Origin of the sequence: Frigoribacterium sp. PhB107 (assembly GCF_003751515.1) — a bacterium.
Classification (GTDB): Bacteria; Actinomycetota; Actinomycetes; order Actinomycetales; family Microbacteriaceae; genus Frigoribacterium.
Genome location: NZ_RJKU01000005.1, coordinates 88,888 through 115,653, shown reverse-complemented (window position 1 = coordinate 115,653; position 26,766 = coordinate 88,888). Strand labels below are relative to the sequence as shown.

28 protein-coding genes are annotated in these 26,766 nt (G+C 73.4%); 19 read left to right on the top strand and 9 right to left on the bottom strand.

Annotation, left to right across the window (positions count from 1 at the left end):
• Window positions 1-103: 103 nt before the first annotated feature.
• From EDF18_RS15970 to EDF18_RS16425, 8 genes are all read left to right on the top strand, one after another.
• Complete coding sequence (locus tag EDF18_RS15970; protein ID WP_133739203.1) at window positions 104-304, top strand: hypothetical protein; 201 nt, start codon at window positions 104-106, stop codon at window positions 302-304.
• A gap of 161 nt (window positions 305-465) precedes the next feature.
• Window positions 466-2,067: an LPXTG cell wall anchor domain-containing protein gene (locus EDF18_RS15965; protein WP_148050113.1), complete on the top strand. Its 1,602-nt coding sequence runs from the start codon at window positions 466-468 to the stop codon at window positions 2,065-2,067.
• 300 nt (window positions 2,068-2,367) lie between these two features.
• Window positions 2,368-3,414, top strand: coding sequence for a hypothetical protein (locus EDF18_RS15960; RefSeq protein ID WP_123548833.1), 1,047 nt, complete (start codon window positions 2,368-2,370; stop codon window positions 3,412-3,414).
• Between the two features lie 145 nt (window positions 3,415-3,559).
• A complete protein-coding gene (locus EDF18_RS15955; RefSeq protein ID WP_123548832.1) occupies window positions 3,560-4,111 on the top strand; it encodes a YbhB/YbcL family Raf kinase inhibitor-like protein in 552 nt (183 codons plus the stop codon).
• Between the two features lie 214 nt (window positions 4,112-4,325).
• Entirely contained in the window at window positions 4,326-5,552 is a 1,227-nt protein-coding gene (locus EDF18_RS15950; RefSeq protein WP_123548831.1) for an FAD-dependent monooxygenase, read from the top strand.
• Window positions 5,553-5,616: 64 nt separating this feature from the next.
• Complete coding sequence (locus EDF18_RS15945; RefSeq protein ID WP_123548830.1) at window positions 5,617-6,129, top strand: MarR family winged helix-turn-helix transcriptional regulator; 513 nt, start codon at window positions 5,617-5,619, stop codon at window positions 6,127-6,129.
• A 161-nt stretch (window positions 6,130-6,290) separates the two neighbouring features.
• Window positions 6,291-6,827: a putative immunity protein gene (locus EDF18_RS15940; RefSeq protein WP_123548829.1), complete on the top strand. Its 537-nt coding sequence runs from the start codon at window positions 6,291-6,293 to the stop codon at window positions 6,825-6,827.
• Window positions 6,828-7,079: 252 nt separating this feature from the next.
• Window positions 7,080-7,226, top strand: a complete 147-nt coding sequence (locus tag EDF18_RS16425) for a hypothetical protein (RefSeq protein ID WP_158614707.1) — start codon at window positions 7,080-7,082, stop codon at window positions 7,224-7,226.
• A gap of 85 nt (window positions 7,227-7,311) precedes the next feature.
• Here the strand turns inward: EDF18_RS16425 and EDF18_RS15935 are convergent, their stop codons facing one another.
• From EDF18_RS15935 to EDF18_RS15925, 3 genes are all read right to left on the bottom strand, one after another.
• The gene (locus tag EDF18_RS15935; RefSeq protein WP_123548828.1) at window positions 7,312-8,631 is read right to left on the bottom strand and encodes a hypothetical protein; all 1,320 of its coding nucleotides are present in this window, start codon (window positions 8,629-8,631) and stop codon (window positions 7,312-7,314) included.
• Between the two features lie 209 nt (window positions 8,632-8,840).
• Window positions 8,841-9,206, bottom strand: a complete 366-nt coding sequence (locus EDF18_RS15930; protein WP_123548827.1) for a multidrug efflux SMR transporter — start codon at window positions 9,204-9,206, stop codon at window positions 8,841-8,843.
• Window positions 9,206-9,520, bottom strand: a complete 315-nt coding sequence (locus tag EDF18_RS15925) for a multidrug efflux SMR transporter (protein WP_123548826.1) — start codon at window positions 9,518-9,520, stop codon at window positions 9,206-9,208. The genes EDF18_RS15930 and EDF18_RS15925 overlap by 1 nt, the downstream gene beginning before the upstream one ends.
• A 124-nt stretch (window positions 9,521-9,644) precedes the next feature.
• Here EDF18_RS15925 and EDF18_RS15920 point away from each other — a divergent pair, with 124 nt between their 5' ends.
• Entirely contained in the window at window positions 9,645-10,268 is a 624-nt protein-coding gene (locus tag EDF18_RS15920) for a TetR/AcrR family transcriptional regulator (protein ID WP_123548825.1), read from the top strand.
• A gap of 340 nt (window positions 10,269-10,608) precedes the next feature.
• Here EDF18_RS15920 and EDF18_RS15915 read toward each other — a convergent pair whose 3' ends face one another.
• Window positions 10,609-11,655, bottom strand: a complete 1,047-nt coding sequence (locus tag EDF18_RS15915) for an NAD(P)-dependent alcohol dehydrogenase (protein WP_123548824.1) — start codon at window positions 11,653-11,655, stop codon at window positions 10,609-10,611.
• Window positions 11,656-11,804: 149 nt separating this feature from the next.
• Complete coding sequence (locus EDF18_RS15910) at window positions 11,805-12,935, bottom strand: MFS transporter (RefSeq protein ID WP_233569207.1); 1,131 nt, start codon at window positions 12,933-12,935, stop codon at window positions 11,805-11,807.
• 386 nt (window positions 12,936-13,321) lie between these two features.
• Between EDF18_RS15910 and EDF18_RS15905 the strand changes: the two genes are divergently transcribed.
• Window positions 13,322-14,755 (top strand): MFS transporter, encoded by a 1,434-nt coding sequence (locus EDF18_RS15905; protein WP_123548823.1) that lies wholly within the window; start codon window positions 13,322-13,324, stop codon window positions 14,753-14,755.
• Between the two features lie 101 nt (window positions 14,756-14,856).
• On the opposite strand, the gene EDF18_RS16420 is transcribed toward EDF18_RS15905, so the two are convergent.
• Both EDF18_RS16420 and EDF18_RS15895 read right to left on the bottom strand, forming a co-directional pair.
• A complete protein-coding gene (locus EDF18_RS16420; protein ID WP_158614706.1) occupies window positions 14,857-15,642 on the bottom strand; it encodes a hypothetical protein in 786 nt (261 codons plus the stop codon).
• Between the two features lie 174 nt (window positions 15,643-15,816).
• Complete coding sequence (locus EDF18_RS15895) at window positions 15,817-16,572, bottom strand: VanZ family protein (protein WP_123548822.1); 756 nt, start codon at window positions 16,570-16,572, stop codon at window positions 15,817-15,819.
• Between the two features lie 95 nt (window positions 16,573-16,667).
• Here EDF18_RS15895 and EDF18_RS15890 point away from each other — a divergent pair, with 95 nt between their 5' ends.
• Complete coding sequence (locus tag EDF18_RS15890) at window positions 16,668-16,859, top strand: hypothetical protein (protein WP_123548821.1); 192 nt, start codon at window positions 16,668-16,670, stop codon at window positions 16,857-16,859.
• A gap of 324 nt (window positions 16,860-17,183) precedes the next feature.
• On the opposite strand, the gene EDF18_RS15880 is transcribed toward EDF18_RS15890, so the two are convergent.
• Window positions 17,184-17,762 (bottom strand): MarR family winged helix-turn-helix transcriptional regulator, encoded by a 579-nt coding sequence (locus EDF18_RS15880; RefSeq protein WP_158614705.1) that lies wholly within the window; start codon window positions 17,760-17,762, stop codon window positions 17,184-17,186.
• A 170-nt stretch (window positions 17,763-17,932) separates the two neighbouring features.
• Between EDF18_RS15880 and EDF18_RS15875 the strand changes: the two genes are divergently transcribed.
• From EDF18_RS15875 to EDF18_RS15850, 6 genes are all read left to right on the top strand, one after another.
• Window positions 17,933-19,378 carry a hypothetical protein gene (locus EDF18_RS15875; RefSeq protein WP_123548819.1) on the top strand — a complete coding sequence of 482 codons (1,446 nt, stop codon included), beginning with the start codon at window positions 17,933-17,935 and terminating at the stop codon, window positions 19,376-19,378.
• A 335-nt stretch (window positions 19,379-19,713) separates the two neighbouring features.
• Complete coding sequence (locus EDF18_RS15870) at window positions 19,714-20,286, top strand: hypothetical protein (RefSeq protein ID WP_123548818.1); 573 nt, start codon at window positions 19,714-19,716, stop codon at window positions 20,284-20,286.
• Window positions 20,287-20,356: 70 nt separating this feature from the next.
• The gene (locus tag EDF18_RS15865) at window positions 20,357-20,956 is read left to right on the top strand and encodes a helix-turn-helix domain-containing protein (RefSeq protein ID WP_123548817.1); all 600 of its coding nucleotides are present in this window, start codon (window positions 20,357-20,359) and stop codon (window positions 20,954-20,956) included.
• Window positions 20,953-22,407, top strand: a complete 1,455-nt coding sequence (locus EDF18_RS15860; protein WP_123548816.1) for an MFS transporter — start codon at window positions 20,953-20,955, stop codon at window positions 22,405-22,407. Before EDF18_RS15865 ends, EDF18_RS15860 begins: the two co-directional genes overlap by 4 nt.
• A 9-nt stretch (window positions 22,408-22,416) precedes the next feature.
• A complete protein-coding gene (locus EDF18_RS15855) occupies window positions 22,417-22,938 on the top strand; it encodes a tetratricopeptide repeat protein (RefSeq protein ID WP_123548815.1) in 522 nt (173 codons plus the stop codon).
• 305 nt (window positions 22,939-23,243) lie between these two features.
• Window positions 23,244-23,987 (top strand): SDR family oxidoreductase, encoded by a 744-nt coding sequence (locus EDF18_RS15850; RefSeq protein ID WP_123548814.1) that lies wholly within the window; start codon window positions 23,244-23,246, stop codon window positions 23,985-23,987.
• A 124-nt stretch (window positions 23,988-24,111) separates the two neighbouring features.
• On the opposite strand, the gene EDF18_RS15845 is transcribed toward EDF18_RS15850, so the two are convergent.
• Window positions 24,112-24,537 (bottom strand): VOC family protein, encoded by a 426-nt coding sequence (locus EDF18_RS15845; protein WP_123548813.1) that lies wholly within the window; start codon window positions 24,535-24,537, stop codon window positions 24,112-24,114.
• Window positions 24,538-24,646: 109 nt separating this feature from the next.
• Between EDF18_RS15845 and EDF18_RS15840 the strand changes: the two genes are divergently transcribed.
• Both EDF18_RS15840 and EDF18_RS15835 read left to right on the top strand, forming a co-directional pair.
• Window positions 24,647-25,624 carry a YafY family protein gene (locus tag EDF18_RS15840; RefSeq protein WP_199732476.1) on the top strand — a complete coding sequence of 326 codons (978 nt, stop codon included), beginning with the start codon at window positions 24,647-24,649 and terminating at the stop codon, window positions 25,622-25,624.
• Window positions 25,625-25,808: 184 nt separating this feature from the next.
• Window positions 25,809-26,714 (top strand): sugar phosphate isomerase/epimerase, encoded by a 906-nt coding sequence (locus EDF18_RS15835; RefSeq protein ID WP_233569206.1) that lies wholly within the window; start codon window positions 25,809-25,811, stop codon window positions 26,712-26,714.
• Window positions 26,715-26,766: the final 52 nt, after the last annotated feature.

Sequence of the window (26,766 nt, the reverse complement as noted above, 5' to 3'; positions counted from 1 at the left end):
AAAGGGGTCGGGAGGCGGACCTCGTCACGATAGCGTCGCCTCCGTGGATCGACGGCCTCATGACGCAGGGAGCGATCCCGCGCACGCCAGGGTCACACCCGACGTGCCCGCGCACGACGGGCCGATGCACGAGGGGCCGAGGCACCTCGGCCGTCCGCTCAGCCGACGTGAGCGACGAGAGGCGGAGGACGCCCGTGCCCGAGGAGGCGCCCCGCGCCGGTTCCCCCGCCTGCACCGCTGGCTGCAGCGCTGGGTCGCCCACCCCGTGGCCGTGTTCCTCGACGCCCTCGGCAACGCCTTCTGACCGAGCCCCCTCCTCGACGAGGCCCGTTCACAGCCGCCTCTTACCGAATCCCTGAGGTTCTGTTAGGTTCCGGCATGGGGCTAGCCCCCTCTTCGTTCCTGGCGCTGGGCCTCGACGGACATGCAACGACGCACGTATCCACCTCGAGAGAAAGAACGCCCTTGCGCTCATCAGCCAGAAGGGGCCTCGTCGCTGCGCCGACGGCCCTCGCACTCGCCCTCGGAGGTGTCCTGCTCGCCGCAGGGCCCGCCTCCGCGGCCGCCCCCGTGACGATCACGTCGCCGGCGCCCGGCTCCACCTACGACAACTCGGCCGGCCTGCCCCAGGTCGTGCCGATCACGGGCACCGGCCTGCCGACCACCGACGACCTCGTGCTCACCTACGACATCGGCACCGGCACCCCCGCTCAGGCCCTGTTCAGCGGCACGACGCACAACGACGACGGCTCGTTCTTCGTGAACGCCAACTTCGGACAGCTGCCCCCGGGTGAGACGACGGTCCTGGCGACCGTCGCGGGCGCGGATGCGCAGTCGGGCCTCGCCGACCCCGAGGTGACCCCGCTGGCCTACACCTTCGAGCTTGCCGTCGCGCCGAACCCGGCATCCCCCTTCACCGTGACCTACCCCGGCACGGGCACGGTCGTCGACACGACCACGCCCGTCTTCACCGGAACGGCGCAGCCCGGCAGCACGGTCACGGTGACGTACAGCAACAAGAACCTCGGCAACTCCACCGCCGGCACCGGCATCGCCGACCTCGCCGGCAACTACTCGATCCCGACGACGTTCCTCGACCTCGCACCGGGCTCGCTCGGCACGGGTGCGAACGTCACCCAGTCGAACCCCGACGCTCAGGTCGGACGCCTCTCGGTGAACTTCACGTTCGCACAGGCGCCCGTGCCCGCGATCGCCCCGACGATCACGGCGACGCCCGACGAGGTGACCGTCGACGAGGCGACCACCACCGGTGTCGCGATCGCTGCCACCGGCTTCAGCCCTGGCGAGGAGATCACCACCGTCGTGACCGACTCCGAGGGCGCCGTCGTCGAGCTCGCCGACCGTGCGCTGAACTACTACGCGGACGACACCGTTGGCGCCTACGCCGACACGGTCGTCTTCGCCGACGACGTGCTCGCCGACGACTACACGATCACGCTGACCGGCGTCCGCTCGGGCATCGTCCAGGCCGTCGACGTCACCGTCGCCGACGAGGTCGTCCTGCTCACGCCCACCCCGGTGATCACCAGCCCCACGGAGGGGCAGGTCGTCACGGGCGGCACCGTCACGATCTCGGGCACCGGCCCCGTCGGCACGGGCATCGTCCTGACCGTCGCCGACTCGTCGTTCCTCGACGGGACCGTCACCGAGACCCCCGCCGCGGGCCGCTTCTACATCACCGACCTCGCCGACCCGATCCTGGTCGACGACGCGGGCAACTGGACCGTCTCCGTCGAGCTGCTCCCCGGTGAGTACGTGACCCAGGCGATCGCTGCCGAGCTGAACGCAGACGGCTCCGTGAACGAGACCGGAGGTGTGTCCGAGCCTTCGAACGTCGTCGCCTTCTCGCTCGTCGCGGCCCCGGCCGCTGTGGTACCTCCCGTCGTGACGCCGGCGGCTCCCGTCGCCCGTCCGGCAGGTCTCGCCTACACCGGGTCCGAGGCGTCGCAGGGCGTCGTCGGCGCCGCGCTGCTGCTCCTCCTCGGCGGAGGGCTGCTCGTCGCCGCCCGTCGCCGCCGTGCGCTGACCGTCGACTCGGCCGAGTAGCACCGCACCGCACCACCGCACCTCAGCTGCACCTCAGCTGCACCTCGCCCGCCCCGGGCGGCACCACGGACTTCCGTGGTCGTCGCCCGGGGCGGGCGTCGCTCTGGCTGGCGCGGCATGCCCCCTGGACGCGGGCGAGTTCGTCGTCCGCGGGCTGTGGCGACGGCCCGCTCGCGACGAACAGGCCCGTGGTCGATCGGTCAGACGAGCCGAGGAGGCGGGCGAGCAGACGAGGCAGTTCGGATGACTTCCGCAGGTCCTCCCGGGGGTCTGCACATCGGGGGCCAGCACGATGTGCTCATGCCCGACTTCAAGCGTCTCCTGGGCGCCGCCGCGAAAGCGCTCGGCGACTCGAACTCCTCCTCGTCCTCCCGCAACGGCCAGCCGCCGCGACCGGGCGCCGGCTCCGGGTCCAGCTCGGGTTCCGGCACCGACTGGCGTGACCTCGTCCGCACGGCGGCCGACAAGCTGACCGGCGACGGCAACCAGCAGCAGCAGGGCGATCAACGAGGAGGCGGCCCGCAGCAGGGGCAGGCTGGCTACGGCCAGCAGGGGCAGGCCTACGACCAGCAGGGCCGGCAGGGCTACGGCCAGCAGCGGCAGAGCCAGCAGGGCGGCTACGACGGGCGTCGGCAGGGCGAGCAGCAGCGCCCGGCCCAGCAGCACGGCGCGTCCGGCGCTCCCCGCGCGACCGAGGCCGACCGCGTCGCCCTCGGCAAGTACGACTACCTCCTCCGCACGGCCGAGCCCGAGCAGCTCGAGCAGGTGCACCGCGACGCGTTCGCCCGCCTGACCCCGCAGCAGCGCGAGCTCGTCCAGGCCCGCCTCACGGAGGAGCTGCCCGCCCACGAGCAGCCCCGCAGCGGCAGCACCGACGACCTCGCACGGGCCGCCACCCGCGGCGAGACCGTGCACCCCGGGCTGATGCAGCGCGTCTTCGGCGGCCACGGACGCCCCGGCCAGGGCTCGGGCGGTGCCGCCACCGGCGCACGTCAGGGGTCGGGCGCAGGAAGGTTCGCCGCGGGAGCAGCGGCGGGCGCGGGAGTCGCCGCACTCGGCGGCCTCGCACTTGCGGTCGCTGGCGGTGCCGCCGTCAGCAGCGTCGCGGGCCCGCTCCTCTCGGGAGCGCTCGCGAACGGCGTCGACTTCGGCGGCCTCGCCGAGAACTTCGGGCTCGAGGGCATCGCCGGGCTCTCCGAGGGCCTCGGCGGCCTGACCGAGGGCGTCGACGGCATCGCACAGGGCGGCGAGGAGTACCTCACCGGCCTCGGCGAGCAGGTCGGCGGCCTCGGCGAGGGCTTCCAGATCCCCGGGCTGGGCGACCTCGGCGGTCTCTTCGACCGCTAGCGCGCCTCCTGCGGCACCACACCTGCCCGCACCCGCGGGCCCCGCTCAGACCCTCGTGCGCGCACGGGGGTCTGCGCGGTTTCCGAGGGTGCCGGAGCATGATCCCCCAGGAGGCGCCACCCGGCCGCCCCAGGAAAGGACCGTCATGAGCGACACCACCGGAAACGACCCCTTCGCCCGCCTCCCCGAGGTGCCGAGCTTCACCGTCACGAGCGCCACCGTCGAGGACGGCGCCCCCTTCGCGCAGCAGCAGTACTCCGGGGCCTTCGGCGTCCCCGGCGGCCAGGACGTGTCGCCGCAGCTCTCGTGGTCGGGTGCCCCTGAGGGCACCAAGAGCTACGCCGTCACCGTCTACGACCCCGACGCCCCCACGCAGTCGGGCTTCTGGCACTGGGCCGTCGCGAACATCCCGGCGTCCGTGACCGAACTGCCCGAGGGCGCCGGCGACGCGACCGGCGCGCAGCTCCCCGAGGGGGCGTACCAGTTGCCGAACGACTCGCGGGCTCCCTCGTTCATCGGTGCCGCACCTCCTGCGGGCCACGGCCAGCACCGCTACTTCGTGACGGTGCACGCGCTCGACGTCGAGGACATCGAGGTGCCCGCCGACGGGACGCCCGCGTTCCTGAACTTCACGATCGCGTCGCACATCCTCGCGCGCGCCACGCTCGTCGCGACCGGCGAGATCCCCGCCGAGTAGCCGGCCCAGGAGGCGGCAGCGGCACGGGTTGCCCCGAACTGCTGCTCCCGACTCACGGGGGCAGCAGTTCGGGGCGACTCGCCGTCGCCACCTGCCGCGTGTGCCGGGGCTAGGGCAGCCTCGGCAACATGTGCTTTCACTGTGGAGTCACATCATGGTGAAGCTAGTCTGACGTCATGCAGCCGAGATCGGCCGCTCCACGGAAGGCTCCACGATGACCACACCCCCCTCCTCCCCGGCCGCGCGCCCCCGCGTCCTCGTCACCGGAGCGAGCATCGCCGGCCCGGCACTCGCCTGGGGCCTCGCGAAGTCCGGCTTCGACGTCGTGCTGCTCGAGCGCTCCGCCGAGCCCCGCGAGACCGGCCAGAACATCGACGTCCGCGGGCTCGGTCGCGAGATCCTGACCCGGATGGGCGTCGAGGAGGCGGTGCTCGCGAACCTGACCGGCGAGGACGGCACGCGCTTCGTCGACGAGTCCGGCCGCCCCTACGCCGTGTTCCCGAGGGAGGAGGGGCAGGACGGCCCCACGGCGGAGGTCGAGATCCTGCGCGGCCGGCTCGCCGGCATCCTCGCGGACGTCGTCCCCGCCGACGTCGAGCGCCGCTTCGGCGACTTCGTCGTGGGGGCCGAGCAGGACGCGACGGGCGTCGACGCCACCTTCGACAGCGGCGCCGAGGAGCGTTTCGACCTGTTCCTGGTGGCCGAGGGGCGCAGCTCGCGCACCCGCCGCCTCCTCTTCGCGGACGAGACCGAGCTGCGCGACTTCGGCGTCAGCATCACGTACGGCACGATCGACCGCCGGCCCGGCGACGTCGACTCCTGGGACTGGTTCACCGCGGCCCGCGGCCGCGTCGCGTCGGTGCGGCCCGACAACCTCGGCACGATCAGGGCGTGCATGTCGTTCGAGTCCGAGCCGATGGGCTTCGAGGGGCTCCCGGTGGAGGCGCAGCTGCAGCTGCTGAGGGAGCGCTTCCGAGGTGCGGGCTGGCAGACCGAGCGCATCCTCGACGGCTTCGACGCCCGTCCGGACGAGTTCTACACGCAGCGGATGGAGCAGGTCGTCATGTCGACCTGGAGCCGGGGCCGCATCGCGCTCGTCGGCGACGCCGCCTGGGGCTCGGGCCCGACGGGCATGGGCACGACGCTGTCGCTGGTCGGTGCGCACATCCTCGTCGGCGAGCTCGCCGCGAACCCGGATCGCCCGGCGCATGCCTTCGCCCGGTACGAACGGCAGATGCGTCGCTACGCCGACAGCGCGCAAGGGCTGCCGCGCGGCGGGGCGAAGCTGATGCACCCGTCGTCGGGCGCCGGGGTGAAGGCGATCCAGACGATGCACCGCGTCACCGCGTCGCGGCCGGTCCGGAAGTTCTTCCAGGCGAACCTGCTCACGAGCGAGAAGCACGTGCCGGTGCTGGCCGAGTACCCGCAGCTGCGTGCCTGAGGCCGGCGACCCAGGGCCCGATGCGGGGACGATCGCGACGACGTCTCGATGGGAGGATCGACCCATGACGACGCCGACGCCGCCCCCGCCGACGCCGAGGACGCAGGTGCTCGAGGCCCTGCGGCACTACGCCGTGACCTACCAGGAGTCGGCCCACCAGCTCGCCCGCTGGATGGAGCTGCCGACCGTCGACGGCACGGCCCTCGGCGAGGTGATCTGGGCCGAGCGCGAGGACGCGCCGCTCACGCCGGCGAAGCTCTCGAGCAGGATCGGCCTGACCTCGGGCGCGACGACCGCCCTGCTCAACCGGCTCGAGGCCCAGGGCCTGGTCGCCCGCAGCCGCGAGAGCACCGACCGCCGTGTCGTGACGCTGCGGGCGACCGAGCAGGCGCACGAGCGCATCGAGCCGTTCCTTCGCCGGGGCGGTGCCGCCCTCGAGGCGGCCCTGGACGACTACGACGACGAGGCGCTGGAGGCGGTGCGCGCGTTCCTGACGCGGCTCGCCGCGGTGCTGCCAACCGCCTCCGACGCGTCGCCGCCGCCGCCCGCGGACGAATCGCCGACCACCGCCTCCTGAGGGACCGCCGCCTCCTCGAGCCCCTCCGTCTCTCGGCGGCCCTCCGCCTCCCGGACGACGTCTCGACGAGTTGCCCCGAACAGCTGCCTCCGAGCGAGCGAGGCCGCACGTCGGGGCAACTCGTCGTCGACGCGGCGCGGGCGCCGTGCCAGGGTGCAGGGATGACCTCCCCGCAGGCGCTCTCGGAGACCGATCGCCGGCTCGTCGCCGCGTGGGCGGCCGACTGCGCGGAGCGCGTCCTGCCCCTCTTCGAGCAGGAGGCGCCCGCCGACGACCGCCCTCGCGACGGCATCACGCGCACCCGCGCCTTCGCCCGCGGAGAGCTCGACGCCGTCGGCGAGATCCGTCGCCGCTTCGTCGCCGGTCGTGCCGCACAGGCCGTGACCTCGCCCGCGGCCAGGGCCGCCGCGTGGTCGGCAGGGCAAGCGTCGGGCGTCGCGCACATGGGCGCGCACGCCCTGGGCGCCGCGGCCTACGCCGTGAAGGCCGTCACCCTGGCCGCCCCCGACGACGACGGGACCGCAGGAGGCGCGGCCGAGATCACCTGGCAGCTGCGGCACCTGAGCCCGCCGGTCCGCAGGGCTCTCGCGCGCCTCCCCCTGCTCGGAGAGGACAGCTCGGGCCCGCTCGGCACCGGCCTGCTCGCGTCGGGCACGCTCGGCGACGCGATCCGCACGCTCCAGGGGGGCCTGCGCTAGCCGCCCGCGCCTCCCCTCGCGCTCGCACTCGCGCTCGCACTCGCACTCGCACTCGCACTCGACGAGTTGCCCCGAACCGCTGCCCTGAGCCCCGGGAAGCAGCAGTTCGGGGCAACTCGACGCCGCCACTGTCCACTTCGCGAAGGCAGCCGACCGCGTCGCTAGATGCTCTAGCCGACCGTGACAAGATGCACATGCATCGAAATCCGACGTCGACCCCATGCAGCGCAGAGCTGCCGAGAGGAGCCCACCATGAGCATCATCCGCCCCACGAGCCCCTTCTCCGAGGTCCGCGACCACGAGCGCCAGGTGACGCTCTTCGTAGTCGCGTCGTCGGCCGTCGCGACCTGCGCCAGCCTCGTCGTCGGGATGCTCTTCCTCCTCGGCCTCAGCCACTGACACGTCGCCTCCCGCGTTCCGGGACGCCGACGGCCCCGCACCCTGACGAGGTTGCGGGGCCGTCCTGGCGTCGGGGCGACCAGCCCTAGGAGCGGCGGCCCCGGAGGCGCGACGCAGCCACGGCCACGCTGCCGGCGGCGACGAGACCGGCGGCCAGCACGAGCCACGCCGACGCGTCCGAGCCGGTGTAGGCGAGGCCCGCCGGGCGCGTCGTGCGCACCGGGACCACGGCGACCGGCGCGACGGCGGTGGGGACGACGGCGGCCGGCGCCGTCGGGACGGGCAGGACGGGCGCCGCGGCGGCGACCGAGAACTGCACGGGCACGGAGAAGTCGGAGGCGGCGCTCCCGTCACGACGGAGCACGGCCGCGTCGCTCACGTAGTCTCCGGCGGGCAGCACGAACGAGGCCGTGAAGTGCCCGGTCTCGTCGATCGGCACGAGCGTGAAGGCCACGCCCTCCTCCGGGTCGAACGCGATCGGCTCCTCGTCCGTGACGAACCCAGGGTCGTCGGCCGGGGCCTCGTCCTCCGCGACGCGGACGAGTTCGACGCCGTCCGCCTCGTCGGCGACGCCCTCGTCGCTGCCCTGGTCGGGCTCAAGGGACTCGACCAGCGAGGCGTCGACGACGCTGACGAGGGCCACCTGGCCCGGCTCGCCGTTCTCGCCCTGGACGCTGACGACTCCCGCGGTCGCGGAGACCGGTGCCTCGAGGTGCGGGGCGACGACGAAGGCGCTGACGCGGATCTCGAGCGAGGCCTCGTTGCCGGACTCGTCGAACACGTTGAGGGTCACGATGTCCGGGACGGCGGCGTCGTTCGGCACGACCACGATGATGGTCGTGTCGCCGTCGATGCTGAAGGTGAGGCCGGGCGCGGGGCGGATCCAGCTCGAGAGGTCCTCGCCCTGCGATCCGACGAGGCCGACCGTGGCCTCGTCGCCGGGGGTGAAGCCGACGGTGCCGAAGAAGCTCGCGAAGCCCGGGTGCAGGTCACTGCCGTCCTGCGAGAAGACCTCGGGGGCGTCGACGACGACCTCGTCGCCGCCGTCCTCGGGTGCGACCTCGGGGGCCGCCGACGGGGTCGGGGCGACCGGCGCCACGACCTCGGGCTCGGACGGGGCGGCCTCGCCGTCCGCGGCGAGGGTGGTCTCGGCGCCGGGCGCAACGGGGACGCTCTCGGCGGCGCCTGCCTCGGCAGCGCTGGGCGACACGGGGAGGCTCTCGGCGACGCCGGCCTCGGCAGCGGGCGAGACGGTCGTCGTCGCGTCGGGGCCCTCCGCCACGACGGACGACGACGCGGGCACGTCGCCGTCGGCGGCGAAGGCCGCGGCGGGCGTGAGGACGAGGGCGGCGGCGAGCGCCGCCGCGGGCAGGGCGCACGCGCGGATGCGGCGGGAAGTGGTCACGGATCCCCCAGGAATCGAGTCGGGTCGAGCCGGAGACGCCCGGCGGACCGACGCTAGAGCGGCGCGGGGCCCCTCCGCGCCTCCGGGTGCGCCGGGAGGACCGGCCGTGATCCGATCGTGACGAGATCGTCCCCCGTCGGGCACCGAGCGGGGGACGGCCGCGGGCGCGCGGCCGCGGAGCGCGAGGGAGCAGGCGCCCAGGGCGGTCCTCAACGGGCGCCGGCCGCCTCCTCGTCCACGGCCGGTCTCGCGGCCGGCCCCGACTTCAGCAGCTTCAGCCCGACGACGCTGCCGACGATCCCCGCGAGCAGCAGCACCCGCACGACCGTGACGGCCTCACCGCCGGTGAGCATGCTCCAGGTGACGGTGAACGCCGCGCCGAGCCCGGCCCAGATCGCGTACGCGGTGCTGATCGGGATGTGCCGCGTCACCCAGCCGAGCGTCAGCATCGAGGCGGCGAGGCCGAGCACGAAGACGACGGAGGGGGCGAGCACCGAGAGCCCCTCGCTCCGACCCAGCGCGGTCGCCCAGACCGCCTCGAGCACGGCGCTGACGACGAGCACGACCCACGGCATCAGCTGACCACCTTGAGGCCGACGACGCAGCCGATCAGCACGGCCAGCAGCAGTGCGCGGGCGACGGTCAGCACCTCTTGGCCGCGGACGACCGCGATGATCACCGTCAGCACGGCACCGATCCCGACCCAGACGGCGTAGGCCGTGCCGACGGGCAGGTCGTTCATCGCCAGCGCGAGGCCGACCATGCTCAGGACGAGCGCGACGACGAACAGCGCGGTCGGCCCCTTCTTCGTGAAGTTCCCCGAGGCGCCGAGCGCCGAGGCCCACACGGCCTCGAGCACCCCCGCGACGATCAACAGCACCCAGGCCATGACGGGCCCCTCTCCTCCGGCGCACCGAGCCGACCTCGTGTCGACACCCTGCGCGACTCGTTGTCGCACAGTCGTGCGGAATCAGTTCTAGCACGTTTTCGCACAGTCGTGCCAGAATCGACGGATGCCCCGCACCGTTGATCTCGACGACCGCCGCCGCATCGTCGGCGAAGCCGCCTGGCGGGTGCTGGTCCGGGACGGACCGACGGAGGTGTCCGTCCGCAAGGTCGCCGCCGAGGCCGGGCTGCCTCCCTCGTCCCTCCGCTACACGTTCCCGACGCAGGCGAGCGTGCGCGACGCCGCGGTCGAGCTGCTGGTGTCGCGGCTGCGCGAGCGCGTCGACCGGGCGGCGGACGCGACCGGCGGACGCGACGCGGCCCGGGCCGTCCTGCTCGAACTGCTCCCCCTCGACGACGAGCGGCGCGCCGAGATGGAGGTGACCGTCGCCTTCACCGCCCTCGCCCTGACCGACCCCTCGCTGCGGACGGCGCACGAGCAGACGCACGCGGCGGTGCGCGACGTCTGCGCGCTGGCGCTGGTGCACCTCGACGCCGGCGGCGCGGCCAGCCCGCGCCCGGCGGGCGGCGCGGCCAGCACCCCCGAGCCGGCCCACGTCGACGTCGAGCTCACCCACGCCGTCGTGGACGGCCTGGCCCTGCACCTGCTCGCCCAGGCCGTCGGGACCGACGCCTCCTGGGCGGTCACGGCTCTCGACGCGCACCTCGCGCTGCTGGCACTGCGCCCCTGACGCACTGCATCGAGTTCCGTGCACTGCACCGCGTCTAGACCCGGTGCAGTGTACGAAACCCGGTGCGAAGTGATGCGGCGACGCTGACGGCCAGCCCGGCGCCCGCAGGAGGTGCGGCTCGCATCGACGAGACGGGGTCCAGCCGCCCACCGCAGCCGCCCTGCCGCCCGCACCCGCCGAAGCCGCGCACACCCCTCGGCGCGCCCGAGGGTGTGCGCGGGTCCGACGGGTGTGCGCGGGTCGGAGGGGTCCGAGCGGGAGCGCGCCGACCAGCCGACGCCGCACACGCACGAACGCCCCCGCGCACGGCGAGGGCGTTCATGCGACCAGCGGGTGAGACCTACGCGAACGTCGCCGCGTCGATCACGAAGCGGTAGCGCACGTCCGACTTGAGCACGCGGTCGTAGGCCTCGTTGATCTGGTCGGCGCTGATCAGCTCCGTCTCGGGCAGGATGCCGTGCTCGGCGCAGAAGTCGAGCATCTCCTGGGTCTCGCGGATGCCGCCGATGGCCGATCCGGCCCAGCTGCGGCGAGCCGGGATGAGCGCGAACGCGGGCACCTCGAGGGGCTCCGAGGGGGCACCGACGTTGACGAGGGTGCCGTCGACGGCGAGCAGGCCGAGGTAGGCGCCCATGTCGATCTTGGCCGACACCGTGTTGACGATCAGGTCGAACGAGTTCGCCAGGTCGGTGAAGGTCTGCTCGTCGCTGGTCGCGTAGTGCGCCTTGGCGCCGAAGCGCAGCGAGTCCTCCTCCTTCGAGGTGGTCTGCGACAGCACGGTCACGTCGGCGCCGAGCGCGGCGGCGATCTTCACGCCCATGTGGCCGAGGCCGCCCATGCCGACGATGGCGACCTTGGTTCCCTTGGTGACGCCCCAGTGGTGCAGCGGCGAGTAGAGCGTGATGCCGGCGCAGAGCAGCGGCGCGACCTTGTCGTAGTCGAGCGACTCGGGCACGCGCAGCACGAAGTCCTCGGTGACGACGACGGCCTGCGAGTAGCCGCCCTGCGTGACGGTGCCGTCGGCGGGGTCGACGCTCGTGTAGGTGCCGGTGTTGCCCTTCGCGCAGTACTGCTCGTCGCCGCGCTGGCAGTACTCGCACTCGCCGCACGAGTTGACCATGCAGCCGACGCCGACGCGGTCGCCGACCTTGTGCTTCGTGACCTCGGAGCCGACCTCCGAGACGGTGCCGACGATCTCGTGGCCGACGACCTGCGGGTACTGGATCTCGCCCCACTCGCCACGGACGGTGTGGATGTCGCTGTGGCAGATGCCGGCGTAGGCGATGTCGATCATGACGTCCTTCGGGCCGACGTCGCGGCGCTCGATGGTCGTCGGGACGAGGGGCTCGGTGGCGGACGGTGCCGCGTAGGCCTTGACGGTGCGCATGTGTGCTCCTGTGTTCGTGTTCGGTGATGATGTCGGGAAGTGGAGAAGAAGAGGGAAGAGGGAAGAGGGAAGAGGGAAGAGGGAAGAGAGAAGTAAGAAGGAGGCGCGGTTCCGGCTGCGGAGCCCGCCCGCGTCGACGAGGCGCCGCGTCACCACCGAGCGGGGAAGGCGCTGCGCCTGCCCCACACCGTGAGGCCGAGGGCGACGGCCCCTGCTCCCATCATGACGACGGGCAGCACGAGAGGGCCGACCCCGCCGAGCAGCAGCGCTCCGAGGACACCCGCGGCGAAGATGGCGACGTTGAAGGCGACCGGCAGGAACGAGTTCGCGACGTCCGCCTCCGCGCCTCCTGCGGTGGTCAGGGCCGCCTGCAGCTGGGCCGAGGCTCCCCCGAAGGTCAGTCCCCAGAGCACGGAGGCGGCGAGCACCGCGGCCGGGGACGCCTGGCCTACCAGCAGCACGGCCCCCGCGACGACGAACAGGGCGACGCTGCCGTGCAGCAGGGGCCGGGGGTGCCGGTCGAGCAGCGCGCCGGTGACGACGATGCCGCCGATCGACGAGACCCCGTAGACGAGCAGCGTCAGGTCGACGCCGAGGCCCGAGCCGCCGGCCCGCAGGTACGGCGCGACGTACGTGTAGATCGTGTTGTGCGCGATCATCCACGCGGCGATGACGGCCAGGATCACGACGACCCCGGGGAGGCGGAGGACGCGGCCGAGCGGGAGGCGGCCCGAGGCCGGGGCGGGCGCCGGGGTCGCGTCGGGCACCACGGCGAGCACGAGCACGAGGGCGACGAGCCCGATCAGGCTGAGGCCGCCGAACGACCAGCGCCAGTCGAGGGTCGTGCCGAGCCAGGAGCCGAGGGGCGTCCCGAACGCGAAGCCGACGGGAGCTCCCGCCGAGACGATCGCGAGCGCGCGACCCGCGCTGCCGGGCGGGCTGATGCGGCGGCCGTGCACGGCGAGCATGCCCCAGATCGTGCCCGAGAAGGCCCCGGCGACGAACCGGGACGCGAGTGCGACGCCGACCGTCGGGGCGAAGGCGGTCACGACGTTCGCGAGGACGAGCCCGCCGAGCGCCGCCGCGAGCACGGGGCGACGCCGCAGCCCACGGGTGAGCGTGATCGCGGGGACGGTCGCGACGACGGTGCCCAGCGCGTACGCGCTGATGAGCAGCCCGACGGTGCCCTCGCCCGTGTCGAGCCCGGACGCGATCTGCGGCAGCAGCCCGGCCGGCATCGTCTCCATGGCGACGAGCACGAAGCCGATCGTCGCGAGCACGACGAGCGAGAACAGCGGCAGACGGGTCGGGGTCGACGTGCCGGGCTCGCCCGAGAGGGCGACGTCGGCAGCGGGCGCGGGCGCGGGTGCGGGTGCGTTGGTCAGGACGGGTCCTCTCAGGGTCGAGGGCAGGGGCGCGCTGCGGTCAGCAGCAGCGGCAGGAGGAGGAGGGGGCGACGCCGACCTGCGGCGTCACGCCTCACGCTACGCACGCGCCCCGCAGGCTGACAGGCACTGCCAGGGCACCCCTCCCGACGAGCGCTCCTTCTCCGCCCCCCTGGCTGGTGTCAACCCCTCCAGGTGAACGGCAGGTGTCATTTGCGTGAACTGCAACCTCGTGTTCAGCTATGAGTTCGCCCACACCGCCGTGGACGAGGAAGGCCGAGATGACCACCGACCACCGCGCCCCGCGCACCCCGACCGAGACGTCGTCGCGACGAGGGCTGACCGCCTTCCTCGCGGCCCCGCCGCCCGCTCCCCGACTCGACGACGCGACCGTCGCGCGCCGCTACCCGCGCCTCCGACTGCAGGTGTTCCTGGGCATCTTCATCGGCTACGCCGCCTACTACCTGATCCGCAACAACGTGCCGCTCGTGTCGACGATCTTGAAGGACGAGAACGGCTTCAGCACCGTCGGCCTCGGCGTCATCACCAACGGCGTGCTGCTCGCCTACGGCTTCAGCAAGTTCCTCAGTGCGATCGTGAGCGACAAGAGCAGCGCGCGGTTCTTCCTGCCGATCGGTCTCGCACTCTCGGCCCTCGCGAACCTGTTCATCGCCTTCGTCCCCGCGGTGGGCGCCTCCGTCGCGTTCTTCGCCGTGGTGATGATCTTCAACGGGTTCTTCCAGGGCATGGGCTGGCCGCCCAGCGGCCGCACCCTGGTGCACTGGTTCTCCACCTCCGAGCGCGGCGGCAAGACCGCGATCTGGAACGTCGCGCACAACGTGGGAGGCGCGGGTGCCGGAGGCCTCGCCGGTGTCGCGCTCGCGTCGTTCGGCACCTGGCAGAGCGTGTTCTGGTTCCCCGCGGTCGTCTGCCTCGTCATCGCGGTCGTCGCGTTGGTGCTGCTGCGCGACACCCCCGAGTCCGAGGGCCTGCCGCCCATCGAGGAGTACCGGAACGACCCGGCCCCCGTCGAGACCGACGCCGCCGACGAGGGCGCCTCGACCTGGTCGACGATCCGCCGCTACGTGCTCACGAACCGCACCATGGTGAACCTGGCCCTGGCCAACGTGTTCGTCTACACGCTGCGCTACGGGGTGCTCGTCTGGGCGCCGGTCTACCTGTCCGAGGTGCGCGGCGCGAGCCTCGGCGAGGGCATCGCCGGGTTCTCGCTGTTCGAGCTGGCCGGGATCCCCGGCACCCTGCTCTGCGGCTACATCAGCGACAAGGTGTTCAAGGGCCGCCGCTCCCCCACGGGCATCCTGTTCATGACCGCGGTCGGCGTCGCCGTCGCCGTCTACTGGCTGTCGCCGGTCGAGGGCCCGCTCTGGATCTCGCTCGCCATGCTCGTCGCCATCGGCGGCCTCATCTACGGCCCGGTCATGCTGATCGGCCTGCAGGCGCTCGACCTCAGCCCGCGCTCGGTCGCCGGCACCGCGGCCGGGTTCACGGGGCTGTTCGGCTACGTGCTCGGCGCGACGCTCGCCTCCACCGGCATCGGCCTGGCCGTCCACGCGTTCGGCTGGGACGTCACCTTCGTGCTGATCCTCGCCTGCGTGGTTCTCGCCATCGTGCTGCTGGCGGTCGTCGGCCGCGACGAGCGCGCGCTGAACGAGCGCAAGCGCGCCCGTGACGCCGAGGAGGCGGAGGCCCGCTAGGCGGGACCACCTGCGCTCGTCGCACGCGTACCTCCCCCAGAACGACGAACCTCCGTGATCTTCCGCGGAGGTTCGTCGTTTCCACGTCGGGACGGCGCCCCTCAGCTCGACTCGTCGAGCACCCTCACGAGCTCGGGCCAGAGGCTCGCCGCCCACAGCTCGTGGACCCGTCGCCACGACCAGAGCTGACCGTTCAGGCGGGCGCTGCCGACGGCCGGCTCGGGCTCGGGGAACGGCACGAAGACGCAGTCGCCGCGGTCCCGGACGAGCCGCTCGGACTCGGCGTTGAGCCGCGCGATCTGCCCGTGGACGCGGCCTCGCGCCCCGCGCGACGTGAGCCGCAGCCGGTCGATCGGCGGGATCCCCGCGACGAGCACCGGGCTGAGCACGCTCCCCGGGTGCCGTGCGGCGTCGAGCAGCCGGTCGAGGTCGCGGCGCCACGCGGCGGCGGAGGTCATCAGCAGCACGTCGCTGAACCCCAGCGCGACGACGACCGCGTCGACGTCGGGCACGGCCGAGGTCGGCTCGTCGGCCGCCTCCCGCACGGTCAGCACCTGGGCCGGGCCCTCGACCCAGACGAACGGCCGTCCCCGCGCGGCGCCGACCGCGGCCGCGACGCGGCTGAGCGTCGTCAGCTCCTCCTCGAGCACGCCGAACCGGGCCGCGGCCGCGTTGCCGACGTAGGCGACCCGGTCGGCGGTGACGTCCTCGAGCAGCGAAGGAGGCGCGGTGGCCGCAGGCGGGAACGTCCCCGAACGCACGGCCCGACGGAAGAGCGCGAGCCGGAGCCTCAGCGCCGGCCGCAGGCAGGCCCAGACGACGTCACGCGGCTGCAGCGTCGTCACGCCGCGCTCCGTCGCGCCGCGGTCGCTCCGGGGGTAGGTCATCGCCCCTCCTCGGTCGGTCCGACCCTACGCCCGGACCGCCCGACGGCGACGGCGAGCGTGGTGGGCGAAGCGCGGTGCGCCGTGCGCCGTGCGCCGTGCGCCGTGCGCCGTGCGCCGTGCGCCGTGCGCCGTGCGCGCAGGCGACCACGCGCGTCGGCGCGTCCGTCCGCACCCTCAGGACCCGCGCGCACCCTCGCTCGCGCGCGCGGGTGTGCGCGGTTCCGAGGGGTGCGGACGCCGTCGCGACGGGCCTGCCGTCGCGAGCACCGCCTCCTGCGGGCTCGAGGTCGTTCGCATGTTCGCGCTCGTGTTCGCGCTCGTGTTCGCGCCCGTGGCGGCCAGCTCGAGGCGCCGGCCCGAGAGGACCCGACACCCGACGCGCAGCACGGCCCGCCAGAGCACCGCGCCGACGACGGCTCCGGCGGTGTTGGCGATCACGTCGTCGATGTCGGTCGCACGGTTGCCGCCGATCGTGAGGTGCAGCACCAGCTGCAGCAGCTCGACCGAGACGCTGGCGACCAGCGCGATCGCGGCGACCGGCACGATGCCGCGCAGGCGACGCCGCCCCGCCGGCCCAGGCCTCGCTCGCCCACGTGCCGCCAGCCCGCGGCCCGTCAGGTACGCCCCGAGGGGCACCGTCATCACGATGTTCAGCCAGAACGACCGGAGGTGCAGCGAGCTGAGCGCGTCGAGGTTCATCATCGGGCGCCACGGCGAGTCCGGAGGTGCGTCGAGGTCGATCACGAACGGGAAGAACGTGACCGCGACCAGCGCCCCGAGGTAGGCGACGAACGACGTCCGCCAGAGGGTCGTCCCCACGTCGGCCCCGGCTCGCCGCGAGCGCAGCCCCACGAGCGCGACGGCGACGATCGTCACGGGGACGACGGTCGCGAGCGCGGGGAGGACGACGGGCGAGGATGCGGCGAACATGGGGTCCTTTCGTTCGACGTCCAGTCTCGCCGCCGGGCCTCGCGGTCCGCTTCGCCCGCAGGGCTGAATCCGCTCCGCCTGTGTAGACAGTCCCCATGAAGATGAACACGCGCCTCGGGCGCATCATGTACGGGATCAGCCTCGTCGTCAGCGTCGGCATGATCGTCCTCGTGTGGGCCGTGCTGCAGCCGAGCGTCGTGTTCTCGGTCTTCTTCACGTTGTTCGTGATCGGGATCGCCGTCTGGAACGGCCGCAAGGCCTTCGGCGCCTCGCCGGAGCCGCGCTGACTGCCCCCCCTGCTCCGGCCGCAGGCCCGGGTCCGGGTACGGGTCCGGGTCCCGGTCCGGCCGCAGGGCCGGGTCCGGGTCCGGGTCCGCAAATGCCGACCGCACCGCACGCAATGCGGGCTTTTCCGGTCGTTGCGAGTCTCCTCGCGCCTCCCCGGTCGGGTCTTGCGGCCGGAAGCGCCCCCGAGGCAGGTGCGACCGAAGGAGGCGCCTCTCGGCCCCGGCTCCCGGGCCCGTCCTCGCGATCGAGATGACGCGTCGCGGGGGTCTGCTCTTCCCGGATCCCTTCGACGCGTCACATGGTTCGAGAGCGGGGGGCTCGGGCTAGGCGGACGCTGAGCTCGTGCCCGCAGACCGCGCAGCCGCGTGCCGCGTCATCGAGGTCGCGAGCTCGGCGAGCGCCGTCGTCACGACGGCCAGCTCGGGTCGCGACGCGAGCCCGTCGAAGACCTCGAGGTAGTACCCGATCTCGCCCTCGATCAGGGCGACGCCGTCGGGGGCGATGACGAGGACGCTGCTGCGCCGGTCCGACGGGTGGGCGGCGCGGTCCAGGAACCCGGCGTCGGTCATCCGGTCGACGAGGCTCGTGACGGAGCCGGACGACAGATCGAGGTAAGCGGCGAGCTCGCGCGGCGTGACGTCGGTGCCGCCGTGCACGAAGTACAGCGCGCGGAGGTCCGAGACGCCGATCCCGTGGTCGGCCGCGACGATCTTCATCAGGGTCTCCGCGCGCATCTGCGCGACGCCGAAGGCCTGCATGAAGCCGGTGACGGAGTCGGGGCCGACGCCGGCGTCGTGACCGGCGCCTCCGTCGAGGGAGGGTGCCGCGGCCGGGGTCGGGTCCGGTGCGGTGTTCGATCGGGTCATGTGCCTGGGTCGGGTCGAGAGTGTCGGGGTGGTCATGTTCGCTCCTGCGCTGAGATCGGCATCCGTGCCGACCATTAGATTAGCGAGAATCTCGACCATCGAGACACCCCCCGTTCGGTGCGACGCAAAACGGATAGCCGAGGAGTTGCCCACCCGGTGCCCGCACCGCCCCGGCTCGCCGATCCCGACGTCGCTAGCCTGTCGGCATGTCCACACCTCGACCTGACAGCGAGAGCACGCCAGCCGCCTCCGGCGAGCTCCTGACGCCCCTCGCCGCCGTGGCCGTCGACGCCGCCACGATCGTCGTCGACGCCGTGCGACCGGTCGCGGCGATCGTCACGGACGACGAGGTCCGCTTCGTCACGTGGCCCGACGTGCCCCGTCCGGCCGGTGCTGTCGAGGAGGCGGAGGTGCGGTCGACACCGGAGGGCGCATGGGTCGTCTACCGCGACGCGAGCGGTGACGCGTCGCCGCGCCGGACCGCCGTGCACCTCACTCCCGAGGGCGTCACGGCCGCCGTCGACCTGGGCACCGGCCGGCCGATCGGGGCGGACGCCTCCGGCCTCTGGATCGGCGACGCCCGAGACGCCTCGAAGTGGATGGGCACGTTCCCGGGAGGAGAAGAGCTCGACGGCGGCGGGCTCGGCACCGACGCCGATGCCGACGCAGCCGATCTCGACCCGAGCACCCTCCCCTGGATCCCCGAGACGTCGTTCTGGCCCGACCCCGCCGACTGGACCGAGCCGATCGACGCAGGCCTCGCCGAGCACGACCACGACCACCACGCATTCGTGGTCGCCGACACGGACGACGACGTCGGTCCCGACGACGACGACGACGGCTGGACCCTCGCCTTCGGGAACCCCGGCGACGTCGGGGACTCTGCCGACTCCTCCTCCGACCCGCAGCCCGACGACCCGGGCCCGACTCCTCCGACCGACCTGCACCTCCTCAGCCCCGCAGGCGAACGCTCCACGATCCGGGTCGACCACCTCGTCGACGAGGTGCGCCGAGAGGGTGACGAGATCGTGCTGCGCTATCACCGGCGCGGCCCCCGCCACGAGACCTCGAGCTTCGGCGGCGGCTGGGACGTCGTCTACGAGCCACGCGAGGCCAGGGTCGACGTCGCCGACGGCCTCCCCGATGGCGTGGACACCGACGAGCTGCCGTGGCAGCCCGCGCCGGAGCCGCAGGAGGAGGACTGGCAGCGCGAGGAGGACCGTCGCGAGGAGGTGCTCGCCCCCTGGCGAGACCGTCTCGACCTGGCAGGCGTCGAGGGTGCGCGCTGGCCGCTCGCCCCTCTGGACCAGGCATCGCGCGATGCGGCCGCGGCAGCTCTGCGCGCCCAGTTCGAGCGGCTGGACGAGCCGGACATCGTCTGGACCCGCGAGCACCCCGAGCCGAGACGGGGCCGGAGCCCGTACCGCTCCCTCGAGGTGGAGACCGTCGGCAGCTGGCCGACGACCGAGCTGCTGGTCAGCTTCGAGCACGCCGACGTGCCGTTCCTGCGACTGCGTCGGCGCTACCGCGTCTTCGACGACACCGGCTGGCCACTCGACTGGCTCTGGGTCTCCGTGCACCTCGACGAGGACATCGCCACGCGACAGATCCCTGCCCGCACGGAGGCCGTCGACGGCGTCCTCGACATCTGAGCCCTGCCCTCGCCCGGCCGTCACCCTCCCCACCGACGCGCCGCGCCTCCTCGCCGACCTGCTGGCCGGGCTGCTGGGCCCGAGACCCGCCACCGGCAAGCCTTCAGCGGGCGGGTCCGTCGCCGGCGGGCCGTCGTGACGGCCCGCCCCCGACGAACCCGCCCGCCCGACATCCCAGCAGCCCTCGGGCCACCACGCGCGCGATCACAGACGTTCTTTCTGAGATCAGGGCTGATCTCAGAAGATCGCACCCCAGCGTTCTGAGATCGCGCCAGCGCGACGCCTCGACCGACGACCAGCCACCGACGCCAGCACCGACCTGGCAGGCTGACCGCATGCCCCGCCGCCCCCTCGAACCCGCGCCCGGCACCTCGGAGACCGCCCTCCGTCGGTCCTCGCTGGTGCAGCTGGTCATCCAGGGTGTGCTCGGCGTGATGGTCTTCTCGCCTCTGCTGCTCGGCGGCGACGACGACCTCGACGTCGTCCGCCTGTGGCTGCTCGCGATCTGGGCCACCGCCTTCGTGGCCCTGATCGTCCAGTTCCGGGCTCTCGGGTCGTGGCGCTCGGACCCCGTCCGTGACGACGAGACGATCCTCTGGGGCACGTCGGCCGTGCTGGTCCGGCCCACGGGCGGACTAGGCCACGGGGGGCGCTTCTCCCTCTCGAACCACCGCCTCCGCTACACGCCGGGCCCCGTCGCGCGCCTCCGAGGCGCGACCGCACAGGAGTGGTCCGCCGAGTCGCTCACCGGCGCCCGCGTGACGCCGAGCACGGGTCGGTCCTGGACGTCGGGGCGCTGGGCCGTGATCGACCGGGAGGGCGGCGACGCCGTCACCCTCGTGTCGACGGAGCCCCGGGCCGTCGCCGACGAGATCGACCAGGTGGTCAGGGAGCGGCTGCGCCACTGAGCTCATCACGGTCGCACGGAAATCCACAACACCTCTTGCGCAACAACTCTTGTGCACTTACCGTTGCCCCATGACCCGCGACGAACCCCGCTCCGCCCTCACCGACGCCGCCTCGATGCGCGCGCTGGCCCACCCGACGCGGCTGCGCCTCCTCGGCCTGCTGCGTCAGCGCGGTCCGCAGACCGCGGCACAGCTCGGCGACGTGGTCGACGAGGCGCCGGGCACGGTCAGCTACCACCTGTCGAAGCTCGCGGCGAGCGACCTGATCCAGGCCGCCGACCCGCAGAGCGCCGACCGTCGCGAGCGCTGGTGGCAGGCCACGGCACTCCTCACCTCGTGGGAGCCCGCCGACCTGCTCGACGACCCCGAGCGCCTCAGTGCGTCGGCGGCCCTCGAGAAGTCGATCGTCCAGGCGAACGCCGCGCGGTACACCCAGTACGTCGACGCGATGCCGGCCCTGCCGCGCGAGTGGGTCGCCGCGGCGGCCGGCGGCGACCGCGCGATCCGCCTCACGGTCACGGAGCTCGCCGCCCTCCGCGCCGAGCTCGAGTCCGTCGTCGACCGCTGGGTCGACGTCGGTGACGCGCACGACCCCGCCGACGACGACGGAGCCGAGACCGTCGTCCTCGCCTATCAGGCCTACCGGCACCCAGGAGGCGCGGGCGCGTGACCGAGGACGCCCCGGCCCCCGAGACGGTCGCCCCGGGACCTGCCGGCGCGACCAGCGCGACCAGCACGACCGGCGCGACCGGCGCGACCAACGCGACCCGCCCGACCCGCGCCTCCCGCACCGCCCTCTCGGCGCTCGTCGCGGCCCACGCGATCTCGCAGACCGGCAACGTGGTCACGGCCTTCGCGGTCCCCTTCTACGTCCTCGCGCTGGGCGGCTCCGGGGTCGAGATCGGCGTCGCCGCGGCCTTCGCGACGGCGCCGGTGATCATCGGCGGGCCCCTCGGCGGGGTCGTCGTCGACCGCGTCGGCCACCGCCGCGCCGCGATCGTGGCGGACGTCGTGAGCGGCGCCTCCGTGCTCGCGATGCCGGTGCTGGCGCTGACCGTGGGCCTGCCGTTCTGGGCGCTGCTGGCACTGGTCTTCGTCGCCGGCCTGCTCGACACCCCCGGCCAGACCGCGCGTCGGGTGATGCTCCCCGGCCTCACCGAGCGCGCCGGCATCCGCATCGAGCGGAGCGTCGGCCTGCTCGACGGCTCCGAGCGCTTCGCCAAGCTGATCGGGGCGTCGCTGGCCGGCCTGCTCGTCGCCGCCGTCGGACCGATCCCGTCGCTGTTCGTCAACGCCGCGACGTTCGCCGTCTCGGCGGTGCTGACCTGGACGCTGGTCCCTGGGCCTGATCCGTCCTGTGACGGATCAGCCAGCTCGACGAGCCCCCGCCCCGCAGCGCCCGCCGGCGAGGGCCCTGAGGGCCCCGAGGTGCCCGGCAGCCGCAGCCGCGACCGCACCGGCAGCACCGAGCCGACCCGCGCCTCCTACTGGCAGGACCTCGCCGAGGGAGCCCGCTTCGTCGTCCGCGACCCCCTGATGCGGCTGATCGTGGCGCTGGTGCTGGTCACGAACCTCCTCGACGCGGCGCGCGGATCGACCCTGCTGCCGCTCTACGCCAACGACCGACTAGGAGGCGCGGCCGCCCTGGGACTGCTGGTCGCGACCATGGGCGGCTGCGCCCTGCTCGGCAACGTCGTCTTCGGCTTCGTCGCGCACCGGGTGCCGCGGCGGGTCACGTTCGCGCTCTGCTTCGCGCTGGCCGGCGGCCCCGCGAGCCTGGCGTTCGCGCTCGGCGTTCCGCTGCCGGTGCTGGTCGCGGCGACGGCGTTGTCGGGGCTGGCGGCGGGGGCGCTCAACCCGATCCTCGCGACGGTCGAGCTCGAGCGCGTGCCCGAGCACCTGCGCGGCCGCGTGTTCGGGCTCCTCAACGCGGGAGCCTGGGCCGGGGTCCCGTTCGGAGCCCTCCTCGGCGGAGTCGCCGCCGACACGATCGGCCTCACCATCGCCTTCGGCATCGTCGCGGCCGTCTACGTGGCGGTGACGCTCACGCCGCTCGCGGGCGGGTCGTGGCGGCTGATGGAACGCGGCGCGGTCCGTCTCGAGAAGGGCAGAACGCCCTAGCCTCGGCTCATGAGCACCGACGATCAGACGAGCACCGACGACCGGACGAGCACCGACGACTGGGAGGCGCGCGTCGCCGCCCTCTGGGCCGACACCGAGGTCGACGACGCGCAGCGGATCACCCTGATGGAGGCGCTGGCGGCCGCAGCGCCTCACCCCGCCCTGGGCTCGTTCGAGCTGGGCGGCGCCCACGACTCGGGCGGGCAGGAGGCGGAGGCCGACGTCCACTACGCCGCCGCGACCGCGGCCGGTCTCGACGCCGTCGACCCCACGCGTGCGGCCCAGATGGTGGTGCAGCACGCCTCGACCCTCCGCAACCTCGGCCGGCTCGACGAGGCGATCGCGATGCTGCGTGACGCTCCCGAGCACCCTGCCACCGGCGCCGCGCCGAGGGTGTTCCTCGCGCTCGCGCTGCACAGCGCCGGCCGCGCCGACGAGGCGCTCCGGGTCGCGATCGAGGCCGTCGAGCCCACCCTGCCGCGGTACCACCGCTCGGTGAAGGCGTACGCGGCGGCCCTGACGGAGCAGTAGCGGCCACGGCCACTGCCGCGCTCGCGCCCACGCGTGCCCCTGTCCGTGTCCCGTCTCGTTCCGAGCATCACGTCTGATCACGGCGAGACGGAACGCTCGGAACGAGACGGGACACGACGACGCCCACGAGCCGCCGAGTCGCACCCAGGCACCCTCGAGGCTTCCTCAGCGAACCCGACGGTTCGGTCGCTACTCTCGCGGCACGGCAACACCCGTCGCACAGAGCGACATCTGCCGAGACCCGCAGAGCACCGTTGCTCGCGAACCCGAACGACCCGCAGCACCCGATGGCAAAGGAGCCACCCATGGACAGACTGACCAGCAAGATCGCCCTCATCAGCGGAGGCGCCCGAGGCATGGGCGCATCGCACGCCCGCGCGATCGTGGCCGAGGGAGGCAAGGTCGTCATCGGCGACCTGCTCGACGACGAGGGCCGCGCCCTCGCGGACGAGCTCGGCGACGCCGCTCGCTACGTGCACCTCGACGTGACGTCGCCCGACGACTGGGAGGCGGCCGTCGCCACGGCCGTCAGCGAGTTCGGCGGCCTCAACGTGCTGGTCAACAACGCCGGCATCGTCAACTTCGGCCGTCTCGGCACGTACACGCTCGACCAGTGGAACCTCATCCTCGGCATCAACGTCACGGGAGCCTTCCTCGGCATCACGGCAGCCAAGGAGGCGCTGGTCGCGTCCGCCCCGTCGAGCATCGTCAACATCTCCTCCACCGCAGGGCTGCAGGGCACCACGGCGCTTCACGGCTACGTGGCCTCGAAGTTCGCCCTCCGCGGCCTGACCAAGTCGGTCGCGCTCGAGCTCGGGGCCGAGAACGTGCGCTCCAACTCCGTGCACCCCGGCGTCATCCGCACCCCGATGACCGACGGCCTCGAGCTCGGCGACCAGCTCGGCGCCCTGCACCGCATCGGCGAGCCCCAGGAAGTCTCGAACCTCGTCGTCTACCTCGCCAGCGACGAGTCCAGCTTCCAGACCGGGGCCGAGTTCGTCATCGACGGCGGCGAGCTCGCGGGCGAGAGCGACAGCGTCAGCGAGTAGCCCGGGCCGGGCGACGCACCTCCGAGTGGACGATGCACCCCGCAACGACGGGGTGCATCGTCCACTTCGGGGTGTCAGGCCACGGGGTGCCGAGCTGCCAAGCGCCGGGCCTGCCCGCCGCCCGTCACGCCCCCGACTGCGGAGCCCGGACGTCGAGCGCCCACACGACGCCGAACCGGTCGCGGAGCTGCCCTGCCAACGGCGACCACGCGGAGGCGCCCAGCGGCTGCCGGATCTCGGCCCCGTCGACGAGCCCCTCCCACACCGCCGTGATCTCGGCGGCGTCGTCGCCGCTGAGGTAGACGTAGCAGGAGTTCGCCCCCTGGTCGTACTCCTGGTGCGGCCAGACGTCGAACGCCATGACGTGGACCCCGCTCGCGGTCTCGACCTGCCCCCAGACGATCCGGTCCGCCCACGCCGGGTCGTCGGAGGCGCCCATCTGTCCGTAGGTCATGGCCGTCACCTCGGTGCCGAGTGCGGCGGCCCAGAAGTCGAGAGCCTGGCGGGCGTCTCCGTCGAAGTTGAGGTGCGGGGTGGTCGAGATGGTCATGTCTGTCTCCTCGTCGTCGCGCAGTCCTCGGTGGTGAGGCCCGCGTCGACAGCGACTCTCCACCCCGATGCGGTCAGATCGTGACCGCATCCGGTGCGATCATCGGGACGTGACCAGCCCCTCCTCGCGGATCCTCACGCTCCTCTCGCTGCTGCAGGCGCGACCGGAGAGCTCGGCGACGTTCCTCGCCGAGCGACTCGGCGTGAGCCCCCGGACCGTCCGCCGCGACGTCGAGCGCCTGCGCGAGCTCGGCTACACGGTGACGACCCTGCGAGGGCCGACCGGCGGCTACCGCCTGTCGGCGGGTGCCGAGCTGCCGCCCCTGCTCTTCGACGACGACCAGGCCGTGGCCGTCGCGCTCGCCCTCGCGGTGGCGCCCGCCTCCGGCACCGCCATCGGCGAGGCGGCCGCCCGTGCGCTCGCCACCGTGCGGCAGGTGATGCCGTCTCGGCTGCGGCACCGGATGGACTCGATCGAGGTGCTCAGCACGCCGTCGGCGGTGGTCGTCGACCCGGAGGTACTGGTCGCGGTGATCGAGGCGACCACCGCCCGCGAGGTGCTCCGGTTCGACTACGCACCCGTCTGGGGCGAGGCCGAGGTCGGCCCACCGCTCTCGGTCGAGCCGCACGCCGTCGTCACGAGCAACGGCCGGTGGTACCTCCTGGCGTGGGCGCCCGCCGCTGCCGACTGGCGCACCTACCGCGTCGACCGGATGCGCCCGCGGGCGGCGACGCGCCGGTCGTTCAGCCGGCGCCGCGTGCCCGGCGACGACCCGGTCGCCTTCGTCGCGGCGCGGTTCCGGGGGTCGACCGACGCCTCCTGGCCCTGCGTCGGCACGGCGCTGCTCGACCTCCCGGCTCGCGACGTCGCGCCCTACGTCGACGCCGACGCCCTCGTCGAGCAGGGGGACGACGGCCGCACGAGGCTCACGACGGGCTCGTGGTCGTGGCGTGCCCTCGCGGCCCGGTTCGCCGGGTTCGACGCCGACCTGACGCTCGAGGGCCCCCCGGCTCTCGTCGAGGCAGGGCAGGAGCTGGCGCGTCGGCTGCTCGCCTCGCGAGACCCAGGCCCCGGCCCGCGGCCCTGAGGCACGGACCGCGTTCCGCGAGGGCACGGGAGGCAGCCGCGGGACGACCGTCTCCGTTGCCTCGCCCAGAACTTTGTGCCATTGTTAGGACAATTAGCCCCCACCGGGAAGGCATACAGCGACGTATGAACCAGAACCAGCCCGCTCACCGCACCCCGCTGCCGGCGCTCCGATGAAGGCGTCCGTGGCCGGAGCCCCCGTCAGCTTCGGCGTCTTCGAGCTCACCCCGGAGGGCGCCGACGTCGTCGGCCCCGACGAGCTCGTCGACGTCCTGGCCGAGAGCGGCTACGCCGGCGTCGACCTCGGGCCCGTCGACTACCTCGGCCGCGGCGACGAGCTGCGCGCCCGGCTCGCCCGCTCGGGTCTCGAGCTCGCCGGCGGCTGGGTCCAGCTGCCGTTCTCGGACGACGACGCCTTCGACGCCGCGCTCCCCCAGCTGCACGAGGCCCTGCGCATCTTCGCCGAGGCGTCCGAGGACGGCCCCTCGCGGCTGCCGCTCCCGACCCTCGCCGACGACGGGTCCGACGCTCGTCGCGCCGGCCCGGGCCGGGGCGCCACCGCCGACCCGCTCGACGAGCGCCGCTGGTCGACCCTCGTCGCCAACGTCGAGCGTGCCGCCGCCCTGACGCGGGCGGCCGGCTTCGAGCCGACCTTCCACCACCACGCGGGCACGTTCATCGAGTCGCCGGACGAGATCGACCGGTTCCTCTCGGCCGTCGACGTCGGCCTGACCCTCGACACCGGGCACCTCGTGATCGGGGGCGGCGACCCCGTGCTCGCGATCGAGCGGTGGGGCGACCGCATCAACCACCTGCACCTCAAGGACGTCGACGTCGCCGAGCTCCGGCGCGTGCTGGACCAAGGAGGCGGCATGCGCGAGGTCTGGTCGTCCGGCTCCTTCGTGGCGTTCGGCCAGGGCGACGTCGACCTCGGGGCGGTGATGGGCGCCGTCGACCGACAGGGCTTCGACGGCTGGATCGTCGTCGAGCAGGACGTGCTCAACGCCCCCGACGCCGACATCGCCGCGTTCCGGGCCGAGCGGGGCGCCGACCAGCTCGTCAACCGCGAGGCCCTCCGCGACTGGGCCTGACGCCTCGAGCACCTGACGCCCTGAGCACCCGACGACCACCGCCCTCTGGCGC